Here is a 19,813-nt window from a genome sequence, read left to right on the forward strand (position 1 = left end):
GAGGGCGGCCGCCACACGCCGTTCTTCACCAACTACCGGCCGCAATTCTACTTCCGGACCACGGACGTGACCGGGGTGTGCGAGCTGCCGGAAGGCACCGAGATGGTGATGCCGGGCGACAACGTGACCATGGACGTCACGCTGATCGTGCCGGTGGCCATGGAGGAGAAGCTGCGCTTCGCCATCCGTGAAGGCGGCCGCACCGTCGGCGCCGGCGTCGTCGCCGCCATCAACGACTAAGCCAGGACAGCATCCTTAGCAGGGCGCGGCGGGGACCTGTCCTCGCACTCCCCGCCGTCCCTCTCAAGGTTTCAGGATTATGAACGGTCAGAACATCCGCATCCGCCTCAAGGCGTTCGATCACCGCATCCTCGATGCGTCGACCAAGGAGATCGTCTCCACGGCCAAGCGCACCGGCGCGACCATCCGGGGTCCGATCCCGCTGCCGACGCATATCGCGAAGTTCACCGTGAACCGCTCGCCTCACATCGACAAGAAGTCGCGCGAGCAGTTCGAGATGCGCACGCATAAGCGAGTGCTCGATATCGTCGATCCGACGCCGCAGACCGTGGACGCGCTGATGAAGCTCGACCTCGCCGCCGGCGTGGACGTGGAGATCAAGCTCTGAGTCCCGCTGGGACTTAGAGCTTACCGTTTCATCGCGCGAGGGAGAGACCTATGCGCTCAGGCGTCATCGCACAGAAGGTCGGCATGACCCGCGTCTTCACAGACGCGGGGGAGCATGTCCCCGTCACAGTGCTTAAGATCGATCAGTGCCAGGTGGTGGCCCACCGCACCGTTGAGAAGAATGGCTACGTCGCCCTCCAGGTTGGCGTCGGCAAGGCCAAGGTGAAGAACGTGTCGGCTGCCGAGCGCGGCCGCTTCGCGATCGCCAAGGTCGAGCCCAAGAAGAAGCTCGCCGAGTTCCGCGTGTCCGAGGACGCGCTGATCCCGGTCGGCGCCGAGATCACCGCGGACCACTTCATCCCGGGCCAGTTCGTCGACGTGACGGGCACGACCACGGGTAAGGGCTTCGCCGGCGGTATCAAGCGCTGGAACTTCGGCGGTCTGCGCGCCACCCACGGCGTGTCGATCTCGCACCGTTCGATCGGTTCGACCGGCGGCCGTCAGGACCCGGGCAAGACCTTCAAGAACAAGAAGATGCCGGGTCACCTCGGCGTCGAGCGGGTCACCACCCAGAACCTGCGCGTCGTGCGCACCGATCCCGAGCGCGGCCTGATCCTGGTCGAGGGCGCGGTGCCGGGCGTCGCCGGCGGCTGGATCCAGATCCGCGATGCGGTGAAGCGCAAGCTTCCCGCCGACGTTCCGCTGCCGGGCAAGTTCCGTGAGAACGGCGCTTCGACCTCGGCCCCCGAAGCCGCCGCGTCTGAGGAGACCGTGTGATGAAGCTCGATGTCACCACCCTCGACGGCGCCGGCGCCGGCTCGGTCGAGCTGAACGAGACGATCTTCGGCCTCGAGCCGCGGGCCGATCTCCTGCAGCGCATGGTCCGCTGGCAGCTCGCCAAGCGGCGCGCCGGCACCCACGCCGTGCAGAACCGCTCGGACGTGAACCGGACCCGCAAGAAGCTCTACAAGCAGAAGGGCACCGGCAACGCGCGTCACGGCGCGGCCTCGGCCCCGCAGTTCCGCGGCGGCGGACGCGCCTTCGGCCCGGTCGTGCGCGACCACAGCCACGACCTTCCCAAGAAGGTCCGTGCGCTGGCCCTGCGCCACGCCCTGTCGGCCAAGGCCAAGGCCTCGACCCTGATCGTCGTCGACGACATCAAGATCGAGGATCACAAGACCAAGGGTCTCATCGAGCGCTTCGGCAAGATGGGCCTCTCCAACGCGCTGATCATCGGCGGTGCCGAGGTCGACGTGAATTTCGGCCGCGCCGCGCGTGCCATCCCGCAGATCGACGTGCTTCCCGTGCAGGGCATCAACGTCTACGACATCCTGCGCCGTAACACGCTCGTCCTGACCAAGGCCGCCGTCGACGCGCTGGAGGAGCGTTTCAAATGAGTGCCGATCCGCGCCACTACGACATCATCGTCTCCCCGGTCATCACCGAGAAGGCGACGAACCTGACCGAGCAGAACAAGGTCGTCTTCCGGGTCGGCCCCAAGGCGACCAAGCCTCAGATCAAGGAGGCGGTCGAGAAGCTGTTCGACGTGAAGGTCACGGCGGTGAACACCCTCGTGACCAAGGGCAAGAAGAAGATTTTCCGCGGTCTCCGCGGACAGCGCTCCGACGTGAAGAAGGCGATCGTGACCCTGGCCGAGGGCCACACGATCGACGTCACGACCGGGCTCTGAGGACGGGTTTTAGGGATCCAAGCCGATGGCCTTGAAGACATTCAAACCGGTCACGCCGAGCCTGCGCCAGCTCGTGCTCGTCGACCGCCGTGAGCTCTACAAGGGCAAGCCGGTGAAGGCGCTGACGGAGGGCAAGAGCTCCTCCGGCGGCCGTAACAACCTGGGTCGCATCACGGTCCGCTTCCGCGGCGGTGGCCACAAGCGCGTCCTGCGCAACGTGGACTTCAAGCGCCGCGAGCAGCCGGGTGTCGCCGCGACGGTCGAGCGGATCGAGTACGATCCGAACCGCACCGCGTTCATCGCCCTGATCAACTTCCCCGACGGGAAGCAGAGCTACATCCTGGCTCCGCAGCGCCTGCAGCCGGGCGACAAGGTGGTGACCGGCGAGAACGTCGACATCAAGCCGGGCAATGCCGGTCCGGTCGGCTCGATGCCGGTGGGCACGATCGTCCACAACGTCGAGCTGAAGATCGGCAAGGGCGGCGCGATCGCCCGCTCGGCCGGGAACTACGCCCAGATCGTCGGGCGCGACCAGGGCTACGTGACGCTGCGCCTGAACTCCGGCGAGCAGCGCCTCGTGCACGGTCAGTGCTTCGCGACCGTCGGCGCGGTCTCGAACCCCGACCACATGAACATCTCGCTCGGCAAGGCCGGGCGCAACCGGTGGCTCGGCAAGCGCCCGCACAACCGCGGCGTGGCCATGAACCCGGTGGATCACCCGCACGGCGGCGGCGAGGGCCGTACCTCGGGCGGCCGCAACCCGGTCACGCCGTGGGGCGTGCCCACCAAGGGGAAGAAGACCCGGTCCAACAAGCGGACCGACGTGTTCATCCTGTCCAGCCGCCACAACCGCAAGAAGTAATCGCTATGGCACGCTCTCTCTGGAAGGGGCCGTTCGTCGACGGCTACCTCTTCAAGAAGGCCGAAGCGGCGCGGGGCTCCTCGCGCTCAGAGGTCATCAAGATCTGGAGCCGCCGCTCCACGATTCTCCCGCAGTTCGTCGGGCTCACCTTCGGTGTGCACAACGGGCAGAAGCACATCCCGGTCTACGTCTCCGAGGAGATGGTGGGGCACAAGTTCGGCGAGTTCTCGCCGACCCGCACCTTCCACGGGCACGCGGCCGACAAGAAGGCGAAGAGGCGCTGAGATGGGCAAGCAAGCCACCCCCCGCGCGCTCCCCGAGAACGAGGCCAAGGCGGTCGCGCGCATGCTGCGCGTGAGCCCGCAGAAGCTGAACCTCGTGGCGCAGATGATCCGCGGCAAGAAGGTCGACACCGCGTTGGCCGACCTGGAGTTCTCGCGCAAGCGCATCTCGACCGAGGTCAAGAAGTGCCTCGAGAGCGCGATCGCCAACGCCGAGAACAACCATGACCTGGACGTCGACGACCTCGTCGTGTCCCAGGCGTTCGTGGGCAAGGCCCTCGTGCTCAAGCGCTTCCACGCCCGCGCCCGCGGTCGCGGCGCCCGTATCCTGAAGCCCTTCTCGAACCTCACCATCGTGGTTCGTGAAGTCCGCCAGGCCGAAGCGGCTTAAGGAGGATCTCATGGGCCAGAAAGTCAATCCGATCGGTCTCCGTCTCGGTATCAACCGGACCTGGGACTCCCGCTGGTTCGCCGGCAAGGGCGAGTACGCCAAGCTGATGCACGAGGACGTCGCGATCCGCGCCGCCCTCATGAAGCAGCTGAAGCAGGCCGCCGTCTCGAAGATCGTCATCGAGCGTCCGCACCGGAAGTGCCGCGTCACCATCCACTCGGGTCGTCCGGGCGTGGTGATCGGCAAGAAGGGCGCGGATATCGAGAAGCTGCGCAAGCTCGTCGGCACGATGACCAAGGCCGACGTCACGATCAACATCGTCGAGGTGCGCAAGCCCGAGATCGACGCCACCCTGGTGGCCGACTCGATCGCGCAGCAGCTCGAGCGCCGCGTCGCCTTCCGTCGCGCCATGAAGCGCGCCGTGCAGTCGGCGATGCGTCTCGGCGCCGAGGGCATCCGCATCAACTGCTCGGGCCGCCTCGGCGGTGCCGAGATCGCCCGCCAGGAATGGTATCGTGAGGGCCGTGTCCCGCTGCATACGCTGCGTGCGGACGTGGATTACGGCACCGCCACGGCGTTCACGACCTACGGCACCTGCGGCATCAAGGTGTGGGTGTTCAAGGGCGAGATCCTTGAGCACGACCCGATGGCCCAGGACAAGAAGGCCCAGGAAGAGGGCGGCCGCTCCGGCGGACGCCGTGAGCGCGATGGCGAGGGCGGCCGCGAGCGCGGACGCCGCGAGCGCGAGCACGCGTAAGGTAGGAAGCCATGCTGCAACCGAAAAAGACTCGCTTCCGTAAGCAGTTCAAGGGCCGCATCCACGGTGCGGCCAAGGGCGGCTTCGAGCTGAACTTCGGCCAGTTCGGCCTGAAGGCGGTGGAGCCCGAGCGCGTCACCGCCCGGCAGATCGAGGCGGCCCGCCGCGCGATCACCCGCGAGATGAAGCGCCAGGGCCGCGTCTGGATCCGGGTGTTCCCGGACGTTCCGGTCTCCTCGAAGCCGACCGAAGTCCGCATGGGCTCCGGTAAGGGCGCCCCGGATTACTGGGCCGCTCGCGTCCATCCCGGCCGGATCATGTTCGAGGTCGACGGCGTTGCCGAAGACATCGCCAAGGAGGCCCTGCGCCTCGGCGCCGCCAAGCTCCCGATCCGCACGCGGGTCGTCCAACGCATCGCCGACTGAACGGAGGCTATCGTGAAGTCGACCCAGAGAGTGTCTGATCTGAAGGCGTTGTCGCCGGATCAGCTCAGTGACGAGTTGCTGAACCTCAAGAAGGAGCAGTTCAACCTGCGCTTCCAGGGGGCCACCGGCCAGCTCGAGAACGTCGCCCGCGTCCGTGAGGTCCGCCGCGACATCGCCCGCGTCCGCACCCTGCAGCGTTCGAAGACGCTGCAGGCGTCCAAGAGCTGACGAAGGGCTTAGGAGAACACCATGCCGAAGCGCGTCCTGCAGGGCACCGTCGTCAGCGACAAGGGCGAGAAGACCATCGTGGTGAAGGTGGAGCGTCGCTTCACCCACCCGGTGATGAAGAAGACCGTGCGCCGCTCGAAGAACTACCATGCCCACGACGAGGCGAATGTCGCCAAGGTCGGGCAGACGGTGTTCATCGAGGAGTGCCGTCCCTTCTCGAAGACCAAGACCTGGAAGCTGGTCGAGGACCAGGCTGCCGCGGTCGCCGAGACCGGCGAAGCCGCCTGATACACGGGAAACGGCGGCTGCGGGTTTCCGCGTCCGCCTCAACGTAGCTGGATGTCTTGAGCTTGGGCTGATGCACTGTTGACGGTGCCGTCCCGACCTTTGGGACCTCCAGAACGACGAATGCCCGGACGAAGTTCGACCCTTACTGGGCCGGATTCGTGCCGGGCGTTGTCGTTTCTGAGGTCGGTCGTGAAGCGGACGCGTCGGGTTGGATTCAGACCCGGGAGGGTCGTGGCTTCTGCGGGTTCGAGGCAGGCCCTCCTGCTGGGTTTCCCCGACGGATCAGGAGGCTTCCCCGAAGCCTCCAAAGGGCATGACGCCCTTTGGAGGCTTGCGATGGGCCGAAGCTCTCAGGCCTCGCCCTCGTCGAGCTCGTCGTCGGTCGGCTTGGCGTTTTCCAGGATCTTCTCGGCCACGAGTCCGGAATTCTGGCGGATCGAGGCTTCGATCTTGCCGGCGATCTCGGGGTTGTCCCGCAGGAAGCCCTTCGAGTTCTCGCGGCCCTGGCCGAGGCGCTGGCTGTTGTAGGAGAACCAGGCGCCGGACTTCTCGACGATGCCGGCCTTCACGCCGAGATCGATCAGCTCGCCCACCTTCGACACGCCCTCGCCGAACATGATGTCGAACTCGACCTGCTTGAACGGCGGCGCGACCTTGTTCTTCACGACCTTGACGCGGACCTGGTTGCCGATCGCCTCGTCCCGATCCTTCAGGGTCGAGATGCGGCGGATGTCGAGGCGCACCGAGGCGTAGAACTTCAGCGCGTTGCCGCCCGTGGTGGTCTCCGGGCTGCCGTACATCACGCCGATCTTCATCCGGATCTGGTTGATGAAGATTACCATGCAGTTCGAGCGCGAGATCGAACCGGTGAGCTTGCGCAGGGCCTGGCTCATCAGGCGGGCCTGGAGGCCGGGCTGGCTCTCGCCCATCTCGCCCTCGATCTCGGCCCGCGGGGTCAGCGCGGCGACCGAATCGACCACCAGCACGTCGATGGCGCCGGAGCGCACCAGCGTGTCGGTGATCTCCAGGGCCTGTTCGCCGGTATCGGGCTGCGAGATCAGCAGGTCGTCGAGATTGACGCCGAGCTTGCGGGCATAGACCGGATCGAGCGCGTGCTCGGCATCCACGAAGGCGCAGACGCCGCCCTTCTTCTGGGCCTCGGCGATGGTGTGCAGCGCCAGCGTCGTCTTGCCGGAGGATTCGGGGCCGTAGATCTCCACGACCCGGCCGCGGGGCAGGCCGCCGACGCCGAGGGCGATGTCGAGGCCGAGCGAGCCGGTGGAGATCGTCTCGACCTCCTGCACCTTGTCGTTCTTGCCCAGACGCATGATCGAGCCCTTGCCGAAGGCGCGCTCGATCTGGGACAGGGCGGCGTCGATCGCCTTGGACTTGTCCTTGTCCACCGGGGGCATGTCGACCACTTTCAATGCAGGCTGGGCCATCTGGCGGGCTCCTTATGAAGGGGTTGCGCGCCATTCACAACGCGCGGCAACACCGCGTCTATGTACCTGTTTTGTTCTATTTCGGCAAGGGTGCCGGATACGAGAACGCCGCCCCGTGGGGGCGGCGCGCAGGTTCTCCACCGGGTCGGTCGCGGTCGCGGCGTCAGTCGGCCGCCATGGTCTTCTTTACGGTCTCGACCAGCTGCTTGAGGCTGAAGGGCTTGGGCAAGAAGTTGAAGGCCTCGCCCTCGGGCAGGTTCTTGCGGAACGCGTCCTCGGCGTAGCCGGAGACGAAGATCACCTTCAGGTCCGGCTGGTGCTTGCGCACCTCGCGCAGGAGGGTCGGGCCGTCCATCTCGGGCATCACGACGTCGGAGACGACGAGGTCGATCGGCTGGCTGCCCTCGCGCACGATCGCCAGGGCCTCCAGGCCCGAGGCGGCCTCCAGCACCGTGTAGCCCCGGGCCGAGAGCGCCCGGCTGTTGACCGCCCGGACGGGATCCTCGTCCTCGACCAGCAGGATCGTCCCCTGCCCGGTATGGTCGGCCGCGGGCTTGCGCGGGGCCGGCTTCTCCGGAGCCTTCGTCTTGGCGGCCCGTTCGGCGGCCTCGCCGGTTCCGGTGGGCTTGGCCGGCGCCTGGCCGGGCGCCGGCATGTCGGCCCGCGGCAGGGCCGGGATCGCGGGGGCGGCCTCCTCGGGCTCCGCCACGGGCACGTGCCGCGGCAGGTAGATGCGGAAGGCGGTCCCCTCCCCGATCTTCGACTGCACGTCGATGGTGCCGCCGGATTGCTTGACGATGCCGAACACCGTCGAGAGCCCGAGGCCCGTGCCCTTGCCGATCTCCTTGGTGGTGAAGAACGGCTCGAAGATCTTCTCCATCAGCTCGGGGGGGATGCCCTGGCCGGTGTCGCGCACCTCGATCAGCACGTGGTCGCCCGCGGGCGCCCCGCCCCGCCCGTCCACGGTCGCGGCCGGGCCCGGATCGGTGACGTTCTCGGTGCGGATCATCAGCTTGCCGCCGTCCGGCATCGCGTCGCGGGCATTGACCGCGAGGTTCACGATCACCTGCTCGAACTGGTTCACGTCGGCCTTGACCGGCCAGACGTCGCGGCCGTGCTTCAGCTCCAGGGCGACGCGCTCGCCCAGCAGCCGCTTGAGCAGCAGGGTCAGCTCCGAGAGCCCCTCCCCGACATTCATCACCTCCGGGCGCAGGGTCTGGCGGCGGGAGAACGCCAGGAGCTGGCGGACGAGGCCCGCCGCCCGGTTGGCGTTCTGCTTGATCTGCATGATGTCTTGAAAGGCCGGATCGGTCGGCCGGTGGCTCGCCAGCAGCAGGTCCGAGTAGCCGATGATCGCCTGCAGCACGTTGTTGAAGTCGTGCGCGATGCCGCCGGCGAGCTGGCCGACCGCGTTCATCTTCTGCGCCTGGGCGACCTGCTGCTCCAGCTGGCGCTGCGCCGTGGTGTCGAGGGCGTACAGGATCACGCGTTCGGCCTCGTCGGCCTGGTGGGTGGCGTCGCTGCTGTCGGCTGGGCTGAGCCAGAGCCGCGCGGAGCGCCCGCCCGGACCGCTGAGCTGGACCTCGATCGGCTCCGGGTCGGACAGGCCGCTCGCCGCCCGGGCGAGGCCGGCCTCTAGGGAGGCGCGGTCGACCACCGAGTCGGCGACGTTGGGCTCGGCGCCCTGGTTGCCCTCCCCCTCGGGGCCGCCCTCGTCGGCCTGGCGCGGCACCGTGCCGAACAGCCGGGTGAACGAGGTGTTGGCCCGGGCGATCCGGCCGGACCGGTCGAGGGTCGCGATGGCGATCGGCGAATTGTTGAGGAAGCGGGCGAGCCGCACCTCGGCGGCGCGCTGCGGCTCGTCGGTCTCGGCCCCGGCCGAGCGGTTGATCACGAAGGTCCGCGAGGAGCCGGGCTTGCCGTCCTTGCCGAAGGCGACCCGGTGGTAGAGCCGCACCGGCAGGGTGTGGCCGTTGCGGCGGCGCAGGTCGAGGTCGAACCGGTCGGTGCGGACCTCGCCGGGCAGGCCCGCGGTACGGACCAGGACGTCGGCCTCCGGGGCGATCTCGGTGAGGTGCGGGCCGCCGGGGCCGACGCTCGCCAGGTCGTAGCCGAGCCAGGCCGCCAGCGTCGCGTTCATGTAGACGATCGCACCGGCCGGATCGATCGACAGGAACCCCGCCGGGGCGTGGTCGAGATAGTCGATCGCGTGCTGAAGCTCCTGGAAGACGTTTTCCTGGCGCTCGCGCTCGGCGGTGATGTCGGCCACGGTCCAGAGCGAGGCGGCCCGGCGCGGGCGCGCCAGGGGGCGCACCGAGACCCGGTACCAGCCGAAGCCGCGCTCATGCGCCTGCGGCCCGAGCGGCGGCGACATCCGGATCTCTTCGGTGTGCGCCCGGCCGTCGCGCGAGGCTTGCGACAGGCGGTAGACTGCCTCCGAGACCTCCGGCGAGCCGACCAGGATGCGCTCCACGGGCACGAGGTTCGAGAAGGCGTCGCCGCCGGCCACCCGCAGATAGGCCTCGTTGGCGTAGATCAGCCTCCCGCCATCCTCCACCACCAGCGCCCCGTCCGGCGAGGCGTCGACGATGCCCTTGGTGATGTCGTCCCGGGTGGCGGTGCCGCTGAGCTGGAGCGCCCCGATGGCGAGCGCGAACAGGAAGAACACGCCGGCCATCGCCAGCAGGGCGAGCAGCCAGACGATCAGCGACTGGGCCTGCTCGTTGGCCACGAAGGACAGGCCGATGGCGGCTCCGACCAGCAGACCCGCGAGCACGAGCAGCAGCCCGACCCGGCCCGGCTGCTCCGAGCGGTCGATCGCGCCGTTCCCGTGAGAACCCGAGATCTGCGTGCCCGTCGCGGGCGCCGGAGGTCCAGTGACGTCGGCCATCGGCATCATTCCAGAACAATCACCCGGTTAGGCCCGCCGGCCATAGCAGGGCTCGGGCAGCACGGCATCACTCTCGTCGCGTCGGTCGTGTCGCGCCAAGCCGTGGTGCAGCCTCGCAAAAAAAGGTGGAGGAAGCGTGGCTTTTCCGCGCTGTGTCATGCGATCGGCGCGCTGAATACCAGCCCTTGCTGTTACGCCGCCCGTCGGCGCAGGCGCAGGACGAAGCCGATGACTTCCGCCACCGCCCGGTAATGCTCGGCCGGGATCTCGCGGTCGATCTCCACGGTGGCGTGCAGGGCGCGGGCGAGCGGCGGGTTCTCGATCACCGCGACGCCGTGCTCGGCCGCCACGGTGCGGATGCGCAGAGCTAGGGCGTCGACGCCCTTGGCGACGCAGATCGGCGCGGCCATGCCGGCCTCGTAGCGCAGGGCCACCGCGTAGTGGGTCGGGTTGGTCACCACCACGGTGGCGGTCGGGACGGCGGCCATCATCCGCTTCTTCACCCGGGCCATGCGGAGCTGCTTCATGCGGCCCTTGACCTCCGGGTTGCCGTCCGCCTCCTTCATCTCCTGCTTCATCTCCTCCTTCGACATGCGGTGGCGCTTGCGCCAGCGGAAGCGCGCGTAGAACGCGTCGCCGAGGGTGATGGCGAGGTGCATGCACAGCATGCCGGCGAGCAGCCGGAGGCTGAGGGAGAGGATCGCCGACAGGCTCCCGGCCGGGTCGAGCCGGGCGAACACCTCGAGCCGGTCGCGGTCGTTCCAGAGCAGCACGGCACCGACGATGCCGACCGCGCCGATCTTGGCGAGACCCTTGCCGAACTGGAACAGGGCCTCGATCCCCATGAGCCGCTTGACCCCGGCCATCGGCGAGATCCGGTCGAATTTCGGCATCAGGGTTTCGGTGGTGAGCACCAGCGGGTGCTGGAGCAGCCCGGCGGCGAGGCCGGCCGCCGCCGCCATCCCGACCGGCACCGCCACGGCCTGCAGCCACAGCCAGAGGCCGCGGGTCGCCGCCTGCCTCATGGCGGTGGCGTCGTCCGGCAGGGTGTGGGCGTTGGCGAGGTAGGCCTTGAGGCCCTGGGTCAGGCTCTGGGCGATGCTGGGGGCCGCGATCACCAGGGCCAGCGTGAAGGCGCCGAGGATCGCGAAGGTGTTGATCTCGGCACTCGTCGCGACGTCGCCGCGCTCGATCGCCTGATCGAGCCGCCGCTGGGTCGGCTCTTCGGTCTTGTCTTCCTGCTCCGCGCCCTCGGCCATCTTGTCTGCTCGACCTCAGTGCACAGGGACGCTCAGCGCCCGACGAACTCGCCGAGATACCGGCCGAGATCGTCCAGGAAGACGCCCATCATGACGCCGAGCGAGCCCATCAGGATCAGCATGCCGACGAGCACCGAGGCCGGGACCGCGAGGAAGAACACCTGCAATTGCGGCATCAGCCGCGACAGCACGCCCAGCCCGAGGTTGAACAGCAGCCCGAAGGCGATGAACGGCCCGGAGATCTGCACCGCCAGGGTGAAACCCCGGGTCAGCGCCTTGAGCGCCAGCATCAGCGCGTCCGAGAAGGCCGGGACCCCGTCCGGCGGCAGCACCACGTAGCTCTGCGCCAGGCCCTTGATGGCGAGATGGTGCAGGTCGGCGGCGAAGATCAGCGTGACGCCGAGCAACGACAGGAAGTTGCCCAGCGCGGCCTGCTGCCCGCCGTAGCTCGGATCCACCGTCATGGCGTAGGCCAGGCCGAGCTGCTGCGAGATGATCAGGCCGGCGGTCTGCAGGGCGGCCAGCACCATCCGGACCGACAGGCCGAGCACCAGCCCGACGATCGTCTCGGCGAATAGCAGCCCGATCAGCCGGGGGCCGGCCAGGCCCTCGGTGCCGCCGAGCAGCGGCCGCACGCTGGGGAACAGCACCAACGTGGTCAGCAGCGCGAACGCCAGCCGCATCCGCGGCGACACCATCTGCTCGCCGACGCCGGGCATCAGCATGATCAGCGTGCCGACCCGCGCGAAGGTGATCAGATAGGCCGAGGCGATGCCGGGCAGGAGCAGGTTCATCGCCGCCCCTATGGCATGCGCGCGCCGCCCCTGTCCCGCCGCCGGTCGCCATCAGCCGCCGGCCGCGATGCGGGCGGCGATGCGGGTCATGTAGCCGGCCATGGCGTCGCCGATGAACGGCAGCATCAGCAGCAGCGCGGCGAAGACCGACACGATCTTGGGCACGTAGATCAGGGTCTGCTCCTGGACCTGCGTCAGCGCCTGGATCAGCGAGACGATCAGACCGACCGCGAGGGCGACCAGCATCAGCGGCCCGGCGACCTTGAGGAAGACGAAGATGCCGTCGCGCGCGACGTCGAGGATGGCCAGGCCGGTCATGGGGCGTGTTGCTCAAAGGGGAGGCAGGGGAAATCCGGGATCCGGCTGGCCCATGCTCAAATCTGCATCCGCATGATCTCTTCGTAGGCAGAGATCATGCGGTCGCGCACCGCCACCATGGTCTGCAGGGCGGTCTCGCTCTCGGCCACGGCGGTGACCACGTCCACGACGTTGGCCTTGCCGGAGGCCGCCGAGATCGCCTGGCCGTCGGCCCGCCGCCCGGCATCCCCGACATTGTCGAGGGCGTTGCCGAGGAGCTGCATGAAGTTGCCGCCGGCCTCGCCGGTCGACTGGACCTTGGGGGCCGGGCGGCCGTTGGCCATGCCCTGGACGGCGGCGTAGGCACCGGCCGCGAAATTGCTCGTCGCCATCGACTAGGCTTCCTTCGCGTTCACTTGCGCGCTCACTTGAGGATCGACAGCGTCTGCGACAGCATCTTGCGCGTGGACGTCACCATGTTGAGGTTCGCCTCGTAGGAGCGCTGAGCCTCGCGCAGGTCCATGTTCTCGATCAGCGCGTTGACGTTGGGCATCTGCACCTCGCCCCGGGCGTTGGCCGCGGGGTTGCCGGGCTCGAACTTGGTCCGGAACGCGGAGGGGTCGCGCCGGACGCGGCCCGCCTCAACCAGCTTGGCCCCGGTCTCCGGATCCATGTGGCTGGTGAAGGACGGGATCTTGCGGCGATAGGGCTCGGTCCCGGGCGAGGCCGGGGCGGAATCCGCGTTGGCGATGTTCTCGGCGATGATCCGCATCCGGCCGGACTGCGCCTTGAGGCCGGCGGCCGCCACGGTGAGCGACTTGCTGAATTCCATGGCTCAGGGCCCTCCTCCGCCGCTTGTCGACGACACGTCCGGTTCGGTTCCGGCGCGGTCAGCTCTTGCCGATGGCGATCTTCAGGGTGGTCAGGCTGTGCTGGTAGAGCGAGGCGGCGAGCTGGTAGTCCGACTGGTTGTCGCCGGCCTTCATCATCTCGTCCTCGAGGTTCACCGCATTGCCGTTCGGGCGGATCTCGAAGCGCTTGGCGCCCTTGGCATCGGCCCCCGCCTCGGATTGGCCGGGGGGCGCGAGATGGGCAGGGCTGGTCAGCGCCAGGCCCGGCGAGGCGTTGATTGCGGTGCCGGTGGCCCGGTCGAAGCGCAGCTCCGCCAGGTCGCGCGGCTTGAAGCCCGGCATGTCGGCGTTGGCGACGTTCTCGGCGATCAGGCCCTGGCGTGCCTGCGCCCACTGCATCCGGGTGCGCAGCATCCCCAGGACGGGCAGGTCGGTCAGGGCCACGTTCGCCTCCGGTCTCGCGACGCCGCGCGGGATCGGGCGGGCTCGGCAAAATCTGCCGCCTGCTTGGTTAATGCATGGTTAAGCGCGGGCGAGGCCGGCCCAGGCCCGGGCCGCCACCGTGCGGCGCGCCGGCCATGTTCCTGGGGATGGCGGCGGACGGTGCTTCACAACCTCTTGTCTTGATGGCGCTAAACTTAAGGGCCTGTTAACGAAGTCTTAACGTCGTTTGCCTTGCAGGCCCGCCGGCGTGGTATGAGCGAGGCTCGTGCCGGGCGCGGCCCTGCGGCGGCCGAAACGTGCGAGTGCGTAACCTTGCAATGGCTGCAATCCGTGTTCGGTTCTGAGGGCTCCCCCATCGTCCAGTATGTCGTGATCTTCGCCGTCATCTTCACGGCGTTGGCCGCGATCGTGTTCACGGTGCGCCGCCTGACCGGTCGCAGCCTGGCCCTGCCCGGGCGCACGCCCGCCCGCGGACGCCAGCCCCGGCTCGGGATCGTCGACGTGTACGAGCTCGACCGCGCCCGGCAGCTGATCCTGCTGCGCCGGGACAATGTCGAGCACCTGCTGCTGGTCGGCGGCCCGAACGACGTGGTGGTCGAGCGCAACATCCAGCGCACTCAGCGCCCCCTGCCCGAGGCGACCCTGCGCTCCGACGCCGGGCCGGAGCCGATGGCCGAGCCGCTGCCGGACCCGCTGGCGCAGGGCGGACGCCTGGCCGAGCCGCCCCGGGCCCTGGCCGAGATCGCGGGCCGTCGCTCCGAGCCGCTGTTCGATCCGGGCTTCGAGATGCCGGTCGTCGTGCCGCCGCCGGTCCCGCGCTCGGCCGCCGCCCCGCCGGTGACCTTCCCGCTCGACGTCAACCTGCTGGGCGGCGACGAGCCGGGACAGGAGGTCTCGACCCCCGCCGCTCCGCAGCCCCGCGCCGCCGAGCCCCGCCCTGCCGAGCCACCGCCGGCCCCACCGCCGCCTCCGCCGCCGCTGCGGGAGACGCTCTCGCCCCGGCGGATCCTGAGCCGCACCGCACCGCCGCTGGCCGAGCCGCGGCACAATCCGGCCTCGGAGCGCAAGCCGGACCCCGTGCCCGAGCGCGACGAGCCCGCCCGCGCGGCGCCGAGCCTGACCGTGCCGTCCGAACGTCGGTCCGTCGATCCGGCGGTGCTCTCCGACATGGCAAGGCAGCTTCAGGCCGCCCTGTCGCGCCCATCCTCGGCGGTGACGCCCGCGCCGCCCCCCGCCTCTGCCCCCGCACCCGCGCCTGGACCCACGCCCGGGCCCGAGCCGGTGGACCCGGTGGCGGCGATGATGGCCTCCGCGCCGCCGCTTCCGCCCACTCCGCCGCCCGTGCCCGCGCCCGCGCCAGTGCCCCCTGCCCCCGTGCCCCCGGCCCCGTCGCCGCGCCCGGCGCCGTCATCCCCGCCGGCGGCATCGGCCGAGCCGTCTCCGGTCGCGCCGCCGGTGCTCAAGCCGCCGGCCCCCCGGACCTCCGCGCGCGTGACGCCGCCCGCCCCGCCGCCCCCGGCCGAACCGCCCGCCGAGCCCGCGCCGGCTCCGCGGCCGGAGCCGAAGGCCGCCGGCAACCCGTTTTCCGTGGAGGAGATCGAGGCCGAGTTCGCGCGCCTGCTGGGCCGGCCTCTCGACAAGCGGAGCTGACAGCGGCCGTTTACGGACGGTTAACCGAATGCCGGAAGGCTCGGACCTCAGAGGAGGATCCGATGCTCAACCTGGATGCACAGACCGCTCAGCGAAGCCGCGCCTATCGGGCGTTCAAGCTCGACCGCGCCGGACGCGTATTCTCGGCCGAGGTCGTCCCGGCCCAGGACGACACCCAGGCGCGCCGCCGCGCCCGGGCCATGGCCACGGACGAGGCGATCGAGCTGTGGGACCGGACCCGGTTCCTCGGCCGCTACGAGCCGGCCGCCCCGATCCGCGCCTGACTGATCCGTCCCTGCCGGCCGGGACCGTCAGTCGTGCGCGGTCTCGCGCATTGCCAGGACGGCAACGAAGCTCAGCACCGCGGCAACCGCCAGGTACAGGCCGACGAACCCGATACCGCCATAGGAGGCCAGCTCCTGGGCGATGTAGGGCGCGCCCGAGGCGCCCAGGATCCCGGCGAGGTTGTAGGTCACCGACGCGCCCGTGTAGCGGACCCGGGTCGGGAACAGCTCGGGCAGCACGGCGCCCATCGGGCCGAACACCCAGCCCATGGTCAGGAGGCTGAGGCACAGGAAGCCCAGCACCGGTGGCCAGGTCCCGGCGGCGGCCGCGTTCCCGAGCATCGGCCCCATCAGGAAGCCGAGCAGGAAGACCGCGACCATGCCCGAGAGCAGCACCGGCTTGCGCCCGAACCGGTCGGCCGCCGCCCCGGAGATCACGGTCCCGATCGCCATGAAGCAGACCGCGATGCACTCGAACAGCAGGAAGGTCGGCCGGGTGTAGCCCAGCGTCCCCGTGCCGTAGCCCAGGGCGAAGACCGTCGAGAGGTAGAACACCGCGTAGACCGCCACCATGGCGAAGGTGCCGATCAGGACCGCGCGGCCGTGATGGGTCAGCATCGTCGCGAAGGGCACGCGCTCGGGCCGCGCCTCCGTCAGCGCCGCCTTGAAGGCCGGCGTCTCGGTGAGCTTGAGGCGGACATAGAGCCCGACGCCGACCAGGGCGGCCGAGGCCAGGAACGGCAGGCGCCAGCCCCAGGCCTGGAAGCTCTCGGGCGTCAGGCCGAAGCTGAGGCACAGGAAGCCGAGATTGGCCAGGATGAAGCCGACCGGTGCGCCGAGCTGCGGGAAGATGCCGTACCAGGCGCGCTTGCCCGGCGGCGCGTTCTCCACCGCCAGCAGGGCCGCCCCGCCCCATTCGCCGCCGAACCCGATGCCCTGGCCGCAGCGCAGGACGCACAGGGCGGCGGGCGCCCACCAGCCGGCGGTGGCGTAGGTCGGCAGGCAGCCGATCAGGACGGTGGACACGCCCATGATCAGCAGCGACGCCACCAGGGTCGCCTTGCGGCCGACGCGGTCGCCGAAATGCCCGAACAGGGCCGCCCCGAACGGCCGGGCGATGAACGCGATCGCGAAGGTCGCGAACGCGCTGAGCTGCTGCACCCCGGGGGCGCCCGGCGGGAAGAAGACCGGGCCGATCACCAGGGCGGTGGCCGTGGCGTAGATGTAGAAATCGAAGAACTCGATCGCCGTGCCGACGAAGCTCGCGGCCAGGATGCGACCGGGGCTGGCACTCGGTGCGGCGCCGCCCGGGCCTGCGGTCTCGACAGTCTGCAGCATGATCTGTTGGTGCTCGGGCGGTACGGTGCCGCTTCAGATTGAACGCGGCGCTTTCGCACGGGGCGGCCCCGGCGGGAACCCTGAATCCGTCCCGCGGACGGCGTAGCTGTGTGAGGCCCGCGCAGCGGCCTTGCGTTCGCCCGCCCCGTTCGCCAAGCTGATCGGCCTGTTTTCGTGAGGGATGCCGGCCGCGGCGCCCTCCCCCATCACTTGAGTACTGCGATGAGAGTCACCGTCGAGCGCGCGGCCCTGCTCAGGTCGCTCGGCCACGTGCACCGGGTCGTCGAGCGCCGCAACACGATCCCGATCCTGTCGAACGTGCTCCTGCGTTCGGACGGCTCGAGCCTGCAGCTGCGCGCGACCGACCTCGATATCGAGGTCACCGAGAGCGTGCCGGCCGACGTCGCCGATCCCGGCGCGACCACGGTGCCGGCGCACGTGATCTACGACATCGTGCGCAAGCTGCCCGACGGCGCCCAGGTCTCGCTGGAGACCGGCGGCGAATCCGGCCAGATGACGATCCGCTCGGGCCGGTCGCGCTTCGCGCTCGGCGCGCTGCCGGAGGGCGATTTCCCGGATCTCGCCGCCGGCGAGATGCCGCACGGCTTCGAGGTCGCCGCCGCCGACCTCAAGCGGCTGATCGACAAGACGCAGTTCGCGATCTCCACCGAGGAGACGCGCTACTACCTCAACGGCATCTACCTGCACACGCTGGAGACCGAGAGCGGCCCGGTGATGCGCGCGGTCGCCACCGACGGTCACCGGCTCGCCCGGGTCGAGATCCCGGCCCCGCAGGGCAGCGTCGGCATGCCCGGCGTGATCGTGCCCCGCAAGGCGGTCGCCGAGATCCAGAAGCTCCTCGACGACGGCGGCGAGACCGTCGCGGTCGACCTGTCGCCCGCCAAGATCCGCCTGCGCTTTGCCGGCGGCCTGACCCTGATCTCCAAGCTGATCGACGGCACCTTCCCCGACTACCAGCGGGTGATCCCGGCCAACAACGACAAGCGGCTGACCGTGGAGCGCGACGCCTTCGCCAAGGCGGTGGACCGGGTCTCGACGATCTCGTCCGAGCGCGGCCGCGCCGTGAAGCTCGGGCTCACCGAGGGGCGCCTGGCGCTCTCGGTCAACAACCCGGATTCCGGCAGCGCCACGGAAGAGCTCGACGTCGATTACGAGGCGGCGGGCCTCGATATCGGCTTCAACGCCCGCTACCTGCTCGACATCACCGCGCAGCTCGAGGGCGACACCGCCCTGTTCAAGCTCGCCGACCCGGGCTCGCCGACCCTGATCCAGGATCGCGAGGGCGCGCCGGCCCTGTACGTGCTGATGCCGATGCGGGTGTAGTCGTAGGCCGCCATGCCGGGATGTTCTTCTGCCATACCAAGCAGAAGGACGCGTTTCTGAAACCGCGGATCTCCCAATCACCCCCTCATCCTGAGGTGCTGGAGCGCAGCGTAGGCCTCGAAGGAGGCCTCCAGGGATCGTAACGGCTTCTGGAGGGCTCCTTCGAGGCTTCCGCTGTGCGGAAGCACCTCAGGATGAGGTCGAGGGGTGGAAGGCCTCAGACCACAACGGGCTCTTAGGCGATTGGAAGCAGGCCCGGCCGCTGGCGAAACGGCCGGCGGCACAATATTCATCCGAACCCGGCCACTTCATCCCGAGGTGCCGGAGCGCAGCGGCGGCCTCTCAGGTGGCTTCCGGATCGCGCAAAGAAGTTCTGGCGGCCTCCTGCGCGGGGCGCCGACGCGGGCGCCTCAGAACGAGGCGATTGGGCAGGATGGTCGAACCAAGGGGGGCGGTGAGCATCGTCCGGCTCGCACCCCGGATCCACCGATGACCGATATTCTTGATGCGGAGATCGAGACCAGCGGGCCGACCCAGCGCATCACCCGGTTGATCGCCCGCGACTTCCGCAATCACGCCGATCTCGAACTCAACCCCGGCGCCCGCTTCGTGGCCCTGGTCGGCGAGAACGGCGCCGGCAAGACCAACCTGCTCGAAGCGATCTCCCTGTTCGTGCCGGGGCGGGGCCTGCGCCGGGCCGAGTTCGCCGCCATGGCGCGCGCGGACGGCCCGGGGGGCTTCGCCGTGTCGCTCACCCTGGACCGGGACGGCGCCGAGCATCGCCTCGGCACCGGCCTTGAGCCGCCGGGGCCGGACGGGCGCTCGAGCCGGCTGTGCCGGATCGACGGCGCCCCCGCCCCCTCGCCGGTGGCGTTCAGCGAGTTCGTCCGTGTGGTCTGGCTGACCCCGGATCTCGACGGCCTGTTCCGCGGCGCCGCCGGCGACCGGCGCCGGTTCCTCGACCGGCTGGTCCTGGCGGTGGATGCCGGCCACGGGGCACGGGTCTCCGCGATGGAGCGGGCCCTGCGCTCGCGCAACCGGCTGCTCGAGGACCGGCCCGACGACGGGCGCTGGCTCGATGCGGTCGAGCGGGAGGTGGCCGAGCTCGGGGTCGCGGTGGCGCTCGCCCGCCGGGAGACCGCCGAGCGCCTGGACCGTCTGATCGCCGAGACCCGCGACGACGCGCAGCCCTTCCCCTGGGCGTCGATCCGGCTGGAGGGCGACCTCGACGACCTCGTGGCGGTCTGGCCGGCGATCGAGGCGGAGGACCGCTTCCGGCTGGCCCTGCGCAACGGCCGCAACCGCGACCGCGCCGCCGGCCGCACCCTCACGGGGCCGCAGACCACCGATCTCGTGGTCCGGCACGGCCCCAAGGACGTCCCGGCCGGCACCGCCTCGACGGGCGAGCAGAAGGCCCTGCTGATCGGCCTGGTCCTGGCCCATGCCCGCCTGGTGCGGGCGATGAGCGGCATCGCCCCGATGATCCTGCTCGACGAGGTCGCGGCGCATCTCGACCCGCGCCGCCGGGCCGGCCTGTTCGAGGCCCTCGACGCGCTGCCCGGCCAGGTCTGGATGACCGGCGCCGACCCGGCCGCCTTCGCGCAGGCGGGCGACCGGACCGAGGTGCTGCGGATCGGGGGGTAACGGGAGGCGACCGGGCAATCGGCCGCC

25 protein-coding genes are annotated in these 19,813 nt (G+C 69.8%); 16 read left to right on the top strand and 9 right to left on the bottom strand.

Going from position 1 to position 19,813, the window contains the following annotated elements:
* The 12 genes from LGR69_RS21595 to rpsQ form a co-directional block, all read left to right on the top strand.
* Nucleotides 1-240 (top strand): EF-Tu C-terminal domain-related protein (locus LGR69_RS21595; RefSeq protein ID WP_459560864.1); only part of this gene is annotated, 240 nt, incomplete at its 5' end.
* 79 nt (nucleotides 241-319) lie between these two features.
* Nucleotides 320-628 (top strand): 30S ribosomal protein S10, encoded by a 309-nt coding sequence (gene rpsJ / locus LGR69_RS21600; RefSeq protein ID WP_007569268.1) that lies wholly within the window; start codon nucleotides 320-322, stop codon nucleotides 626-628.
* Nucleotides 629-678: 50 nt separating this feature from the next.
* Entirely contained in the window at nucleotides 679-1,404 is a 726-nt protein-coding gene (rplC, locus tag LGR69_RS21605; protein WP_007569270.1) for a 50S ribosomal protein L3, read from the top strand.
* Nucleotides 1,404-2,024: a 50S ribosomal protein L4 gene (rplD, locus tag LGR69_RS21610; protein WP_007569271.1), complete on the top strand. Its 621-nt coding sequence runs from the start codon at nucleotides 1,404-1,406 to the stop codon at nucleotides 2,022-2,024. The genes rplC and rplD overlap by 1 nt, the downstream gene beginning before the upstream one ends.
* On the top strand, nucleotides 2,021-2,317 hold the full coding sequence (locus LGR69_RS21615; protein WP_007569272.1) for a 50S ribosomal protein L23: 297 nt from the start codon (nucleotides 2,021-2,023) through the stop codon (nucleotides 2,315-2,317). Before rplD ends, LGR69_RS21615 begins: the two co-directional genes overlap by 4 nt.
* 25 nt (nucleotides 2,318-2,342) lie before the next feature.
* Nucleotides 2,343-3,179: a 50S ribosomal protein L2 gene (rplB, locus tag LGR69_RS21620; protein ID WP_007569274.1), complete on the top strand. Its 837-nt coding sequence runs from the start codon at nucleotides 2,343-2,345 to the stop codon at nucleotides 3,177-3,179.
* A 5-nt stretch (nucleotides 3,180-3,184) separates the two neighbouring features.
* Nucleotides 3,185-3,463 (top strand): 30S ribosomal protein S19, encoded by a 279-nt coding sequence (gene rpsS / locus LGR69_RS21625; protein ID WP_007569276.1) that lies wholly within the window; start codon nucleotides 3,185-3,187, stop codon nucleotides 3,461-3,463.
* Between the two features lies 1 nt (nucleotide 3,464).
* Nucleotides 3,465-3,851, top strand: a complete 387-nt coding sequence (gene rplV, locus LGR69_RS21630) for a 50S ribosomal protein L22 (RefSeq protein WP_007569277.1) — start codon at nucleotides 3,465-3,467, stop codon at nucleotides 3,849-3,851.
* 10 nt (nucleotides 3,852-3,861) lie between these two features.
* Nucleotides 3,862-4,608, top strand: coding sequence for a 30S ribosomal protein S3 (gene rpsC, locus LGR69_RS21635; protein ID WP_007569278.1), 747 nt, complete (start codon nucleotides 3,862-3,864; stop codon nucleotides 4,606-4,608).
* An 11-nt stretch (nucleotides 4,609-4,619) separates the two neighbouring features.
* On the top strand, nucleotides 4,620-5,033 hold the full coding sequence (gene rplP, locus LGR69_RS21640) for a 50S ribosomal protein L16 (protein ID WP_007569280.1): 414 nt from the start codon (nucleotides 4,620-4,622) through the stop codon (nucleotides 5,031-5,033).
* Nucleotides 5,034-5,045: 12 nt separating this feature from the next.
* A complete protein-coding gene (gene rpmC / locus LGR69_RS21645) occupies nucleotides 5,046-5,261 on the top strand; it encodes a 50S ribosomal protein L29 (protein WP_050732915.1) in 216 nt (71 codons plus the stop codon).
* 21 nt (nucleotides 5,262-5,282) lie between these two features.
* Nucleotides 5,283-5,549 (top strand): 30S ribosomal protein S17, encoded by a 267-nt coding sequence (gene rpsQ, locus LGR69_RS21650; RefSeq protein WP_007569283.1) that lies wholly within the window; start codon nucleotides 5,283-5,285, stop codon nucleotides 5,547-5,549.
* 350 nt (nucleotides 5,550-5,899) lie between these two features.
* On the opposite strand, the gene recA is transcribed toward rpsQ, so the two are convergent.
* The 8 genes from recA to flgB all read right to left on the bottom strand — a co-directional run bounded on the left by recA (nucleotide 5,900) and on the right by flgB (nucleotide 13,526).
* Nucleotides 5,900-6,961 carry a recombinase RecA gene (gene recA / locus LGR69_RS21655; protein WP_370881393.1) on the bottom strand — a complete coding sequence of 354 codons (1,062 nt, stop codon included), beginning with the start codon at nucleotides 6,959-6,961 and terminating at the stop codon, nucleotides 5,900-5,902.
* A 193-nt stretch (nucleotides 6,962-7,154) separates the two neighbouring features.
* Nucleotides 7,155-9,881 (bottom strand): cell cycle histidine kinase CckA, encoded by a 2,727-nt coding sequence (gene cckA, locus LGR69_RS21660; RefSeq protein WP_230367292.1) that lies wholly within the window; start codon nucleotides 9,879-9,881, stop codon nucleotides 7,155-7,157.
* A 191-nt stretch (nucleotides 9,882-10,072) separates the two neighbouring features.
* Nucleotides 10,073-11,140, bottom strand: coding sequence for a flagellar biosynthesis protein FlhB (gene flhB / locus LGR69_RS21665; RefSeq protein WP_230367293.1), 1,068 nt, complete (start codon nucleotides 11,138-11,140; stop codon nucleotides 10,073-10,075).
* A gap of 32 nt (nucleotides 11,141-11,172) precedes the next feature.
* Nucleotides 11,173-11,934 carry a flagellar biosynthetic protein FliR gene (gene fliR, locus LGR69_RS21670; RefSeq protein WP_230367294.1) on the bottom strand — a complete coding sequence of 254 codons (762 nt, stop codon included), beginning with the start codon at nucleotides 11,932-11,934 and terminating at the stop codon, nucleotides 11,173-11,175.
* Between the two features lie 51 nt (nucleotides 11,935-11,985).
* Nucleotides 11,986-12,252, bottom strand: a complete 267-nt coding sequence (gene fliQ, locus LGR69_RS21675; RefSeq protein ID WP_007569292.1) for a flagellar biosynthesis protein FliQ — start codon at nucleotides 12,250-12,252, stop codon at nucleotides 11,986-11,988.
* A gap of 56 nt (nucleotides 12,253-12,308) precedes the next feature.
* Nucleotides 12,309-12,623: a flagellar hook-basal body complex protein FliE gene (fliE, locus tag LGR69_RS21680; RefSeq protein WP_007569293.1), complete on the bottom strand. Its 315-nt coding sequence runs from the start codon at nucleotides 12,621-12,623 to the stop codon at nucleotides 12,309-12,311.
* A gap of 32 nt (nucleotides 12,624-12,655) precedes the next feature.
* On the bottom strand, nucleotides 12,656-13,063 hold the full coding sequence (gene flgC, locus LGR69_RS21685) for a flagellar basal body rod protein FlgC (protein WP_007569295.1): 408 nt from the start codon (nucleotides 13,061-13,063) through the stop codon (nucleotides 12,656-12,658).
* A gap of 58 nt (nucleotides 13,064-13,121) precedes the next feature.
* Nucleotides 13,122-13,526 carry a flagellar basal body rod protein FlgB gene (gene flgB, locus LGR69_RS21690; RefSeq protein ID WP_007569297.1) on the bottom strand — a complete coding sequence of 135 codons (405 nt, stop codon included), beginning with the start codon at nucleotides 13,524-13,526 and terminating at the stop codon, nucleotides 13,122-13,124.
* Between the two features lie 330 nt (nucleotides 13,527-13,856).
* Between flgB and LGR69_RS21695 the strand changes: the two genes are divergently transcribed.
* A complete protein-coding gene (locus LGR69_RS21695; protein WP_230367295.1) occupies nucleotides 13,857-15,176 on the top strand; it encodes a hypothetical protein in 1,320 nt (439 codons plus the stop codon).
* 62 nt (nucleotides 15,177-15,238) lie between these two features.
* Complete coding sequence (locus tag LGR69_RS21700) at nucleotides 15,239-15,460, top strand: hypothetical protein (RefSeq protein ID WP_007562590.1); 222 nt, start codon at nucleotides 15,239-15,241, stop codon at nucleotides 15,458-15,460.
* Nucleotides 15,461-15,487: 27 nt separating this feature from the next.
* Here LGR69_RS21700 and LGR69_RS21705 read toward each other — a convergent pair whose 3' ends face one another.
* Nucleotides 15,488-16,798: an MFS transporter gene (locus LGR69_RS21705; protein WP_091863735.1), complete on the bottom strand. Its 1,311-nt coding sequence runs from the start codon at nucleotides 16,796-16,798 to the stop codon at nucleotides 15,488-15,490.
* A 222-nt stretch (nucleotides 16,799-17,020) separates the two neighbouring features.
* On the opposite strand from LGR69_RS21705, the gene dnaN reads away from it, so the two are divergent.
* Complete coding sequence (gene dnaN / locus LGR69_RS21710; RefSeq protein ID WP_007562586.1) at nucleotides 17,021-18,142, top strand: DNA polymerase III subunit beta; 1,122 nt, start codon at nucleotides 17,021-17,023, stop codon at nucleotides 18,140-18,142.
* A gap of 489 nt (nucleotides 18,143-18,631) precedes the next feature.
* Entirely contained in the window at nucleotides 18,632-19,786 is a 1,155-nt protein-coding gene (recF, locus tag LGR69_RS21715; RefSeq protein ID WP_230367296.1) for a DNA replication/repair protein RecF, read from the top strand.
* Nucleotides 19,787-19,813: the final 27 nt, after the last annotated feature.

The sequence above is a fragment of the Methylobacterium brachiatum genome (assembly GCF_020523825.1).
Classification (GTDB): domain Bacteria; phylum Pseudomonadota; class Alphaproteobacteria; order Rhizobiales; family Beijerinckiaceae; genus Methylobacterium; species Methylobacterium brachiatum.

What these genes read in the sequence shown, in the direction of transcription:
- rplP (WP_007569280.1), top strand. Translation starts at nt 4,620, where the DNA reads ATGCTGCAACCGAAAAAGACTCGCTTCCGTAAGCAGTTCAAGGGCCGC.
- fliE (WP_007569293.1), bottom strand. Translation starts at nt 12,623, where the DNA reads ATGGCGACGAGCAATTTCGCGGCCGGTGCCTACGCCGCCGTCCAGGGC.
- LGR69_RS21700 (WP_007562590.1), top strand. Translation starts at nt 15,239, where the DNA reads ATGCTCAACCTGGATGCACAGACCGCTCAGCGAAGCCGCGCCTATCGG.
- cckA (WP_230367292.1), bottom strand. Translation starts at nt 9,881, where the DNA reads ATGGCCGACGTCACTGGACCTCCGGCGCCCGCGACGGGCACGCAGATC.
- recF (WP_230367296.1), top strand. Translation starts at nt 18,632, where the DNA reads ATGACCGATATTCTTGATGCGGAGATCGAGACCAGCGGGCCGACCCAG.
- recA (WP_370881393.1), bottom strand. Translation starts at nt 6,961, where the DNA reads ATGCCCCCGGTGGACAAGGACAAGTCCAAGGCGATCGACGCCGCCCTG.
- fliR (WP_230367294.1), bottom strand. Translation starts at nt 11,934, where the DNA reads ATGAACCTGCTCCTGCCCGGCATCGCCTCGGCCTATCTGATCACCTTC.
- LGR69_RS21615 (WP_007569272.1), top strand. Translation starts at nt 2,021, where the DNA reads ATGAGTGCCGATCCGCGCCACTACGACATCATCGTCTCCCCGGTCATC.
- fliQ (WP_007569292.1), bottom strand. Translation starts at nt 12,252, where the DNA reads ATGACCGGCCTGGCCATCCTCGACGTCGCGCGCGACGGCATCTTCGTC.
- rplD (WP_007569271.1), top strand. Translation starts at nt 1,404, where the DNA reads ATGAAGCTCGATGTCACCACCCTCGACGGCGCCGGCGCCGGCTCGGTC.
- rpsS (WP_007569276.1), top strand. Translation starts at nt 3,185, where the DNA reads ATGGCACGCTCTCTCTGGAAGGGGCCGTTCGTCGACGGCTACCTCTTC.
- rpsC (WP_007569278.1), top strand. Translation starts at nt 3,862, where the DNA reads ATGGGCCAGAAAGTCAATCCGATCGGTCTCCGTCTCGGTATCAACCGG.
- dnaN (WP_007562586.1), top strand. Translation starts at nt 17,021, where the DNA reads ATGAGAGTCACCGTCGAGCGCGCGGCCCTGCTCAGGTCGCTCGGCCAC.
- rplC (WP_007569270.1), top strand. Translation starts at nt 679, where the DNA reads ATGCGCTCAGGCGTCATCGCACAGAAGGTCGGCATGACCCGCGTCTTC.
- rplV (WP_007569277.1), top strand. Translation starts at nt 3,465, where the DNA reads ATGGGCAAGCAAGCCACCCCCCGCGCGCTCCCCGAGAACGAGGCCAAG.
- rpsQ (WP_007569283.1), top strand. Translation starts at nt 5,283, where the DNA reads ATGCCGAAGCGCGTCCTGCAGGGCACCGTCGTCAGCGACAAGGGCGAG.
- flhB (WP_230367293.1), bottom strand. Translation starts at nt 11,140, where the DNA reads ATGGCCGAGGGCGCGGAGCAGGAAGACAAGACCGAAGAGCCGACCCAG.
- rpsJ (WP_007569268.1), top strand. Translation starts at nt 320, where the DNA reads ATGAACGGTCAGAACATCCGCATCCGCCTCAAGGCGTTCGATCACCGC.
- LGR69_RS21705 (WP_091863735.1), bottom strand. Translation starts at nt 16,798, where the DNA reads ATGCTGCAGACTGTCGAGACCGCAGGCCCGGGCGGCGCCGCACCGAGT.
- flgC (WP_007569295.1), bottom strand. Translation starts at nt 13,063, where the DNA reads ATGGAATTCAGCAAGTCGCTCACCGTGGCGGCCGCCGGCCTCAAGGCG.
- rplB (WP_007569274.1), top strand. Translation starts at nt 2,343, where the DNA reads ATGGCCTTGAAGACATTCAAACCGGTCACGCCGAGCCTGCGCCAGCTC.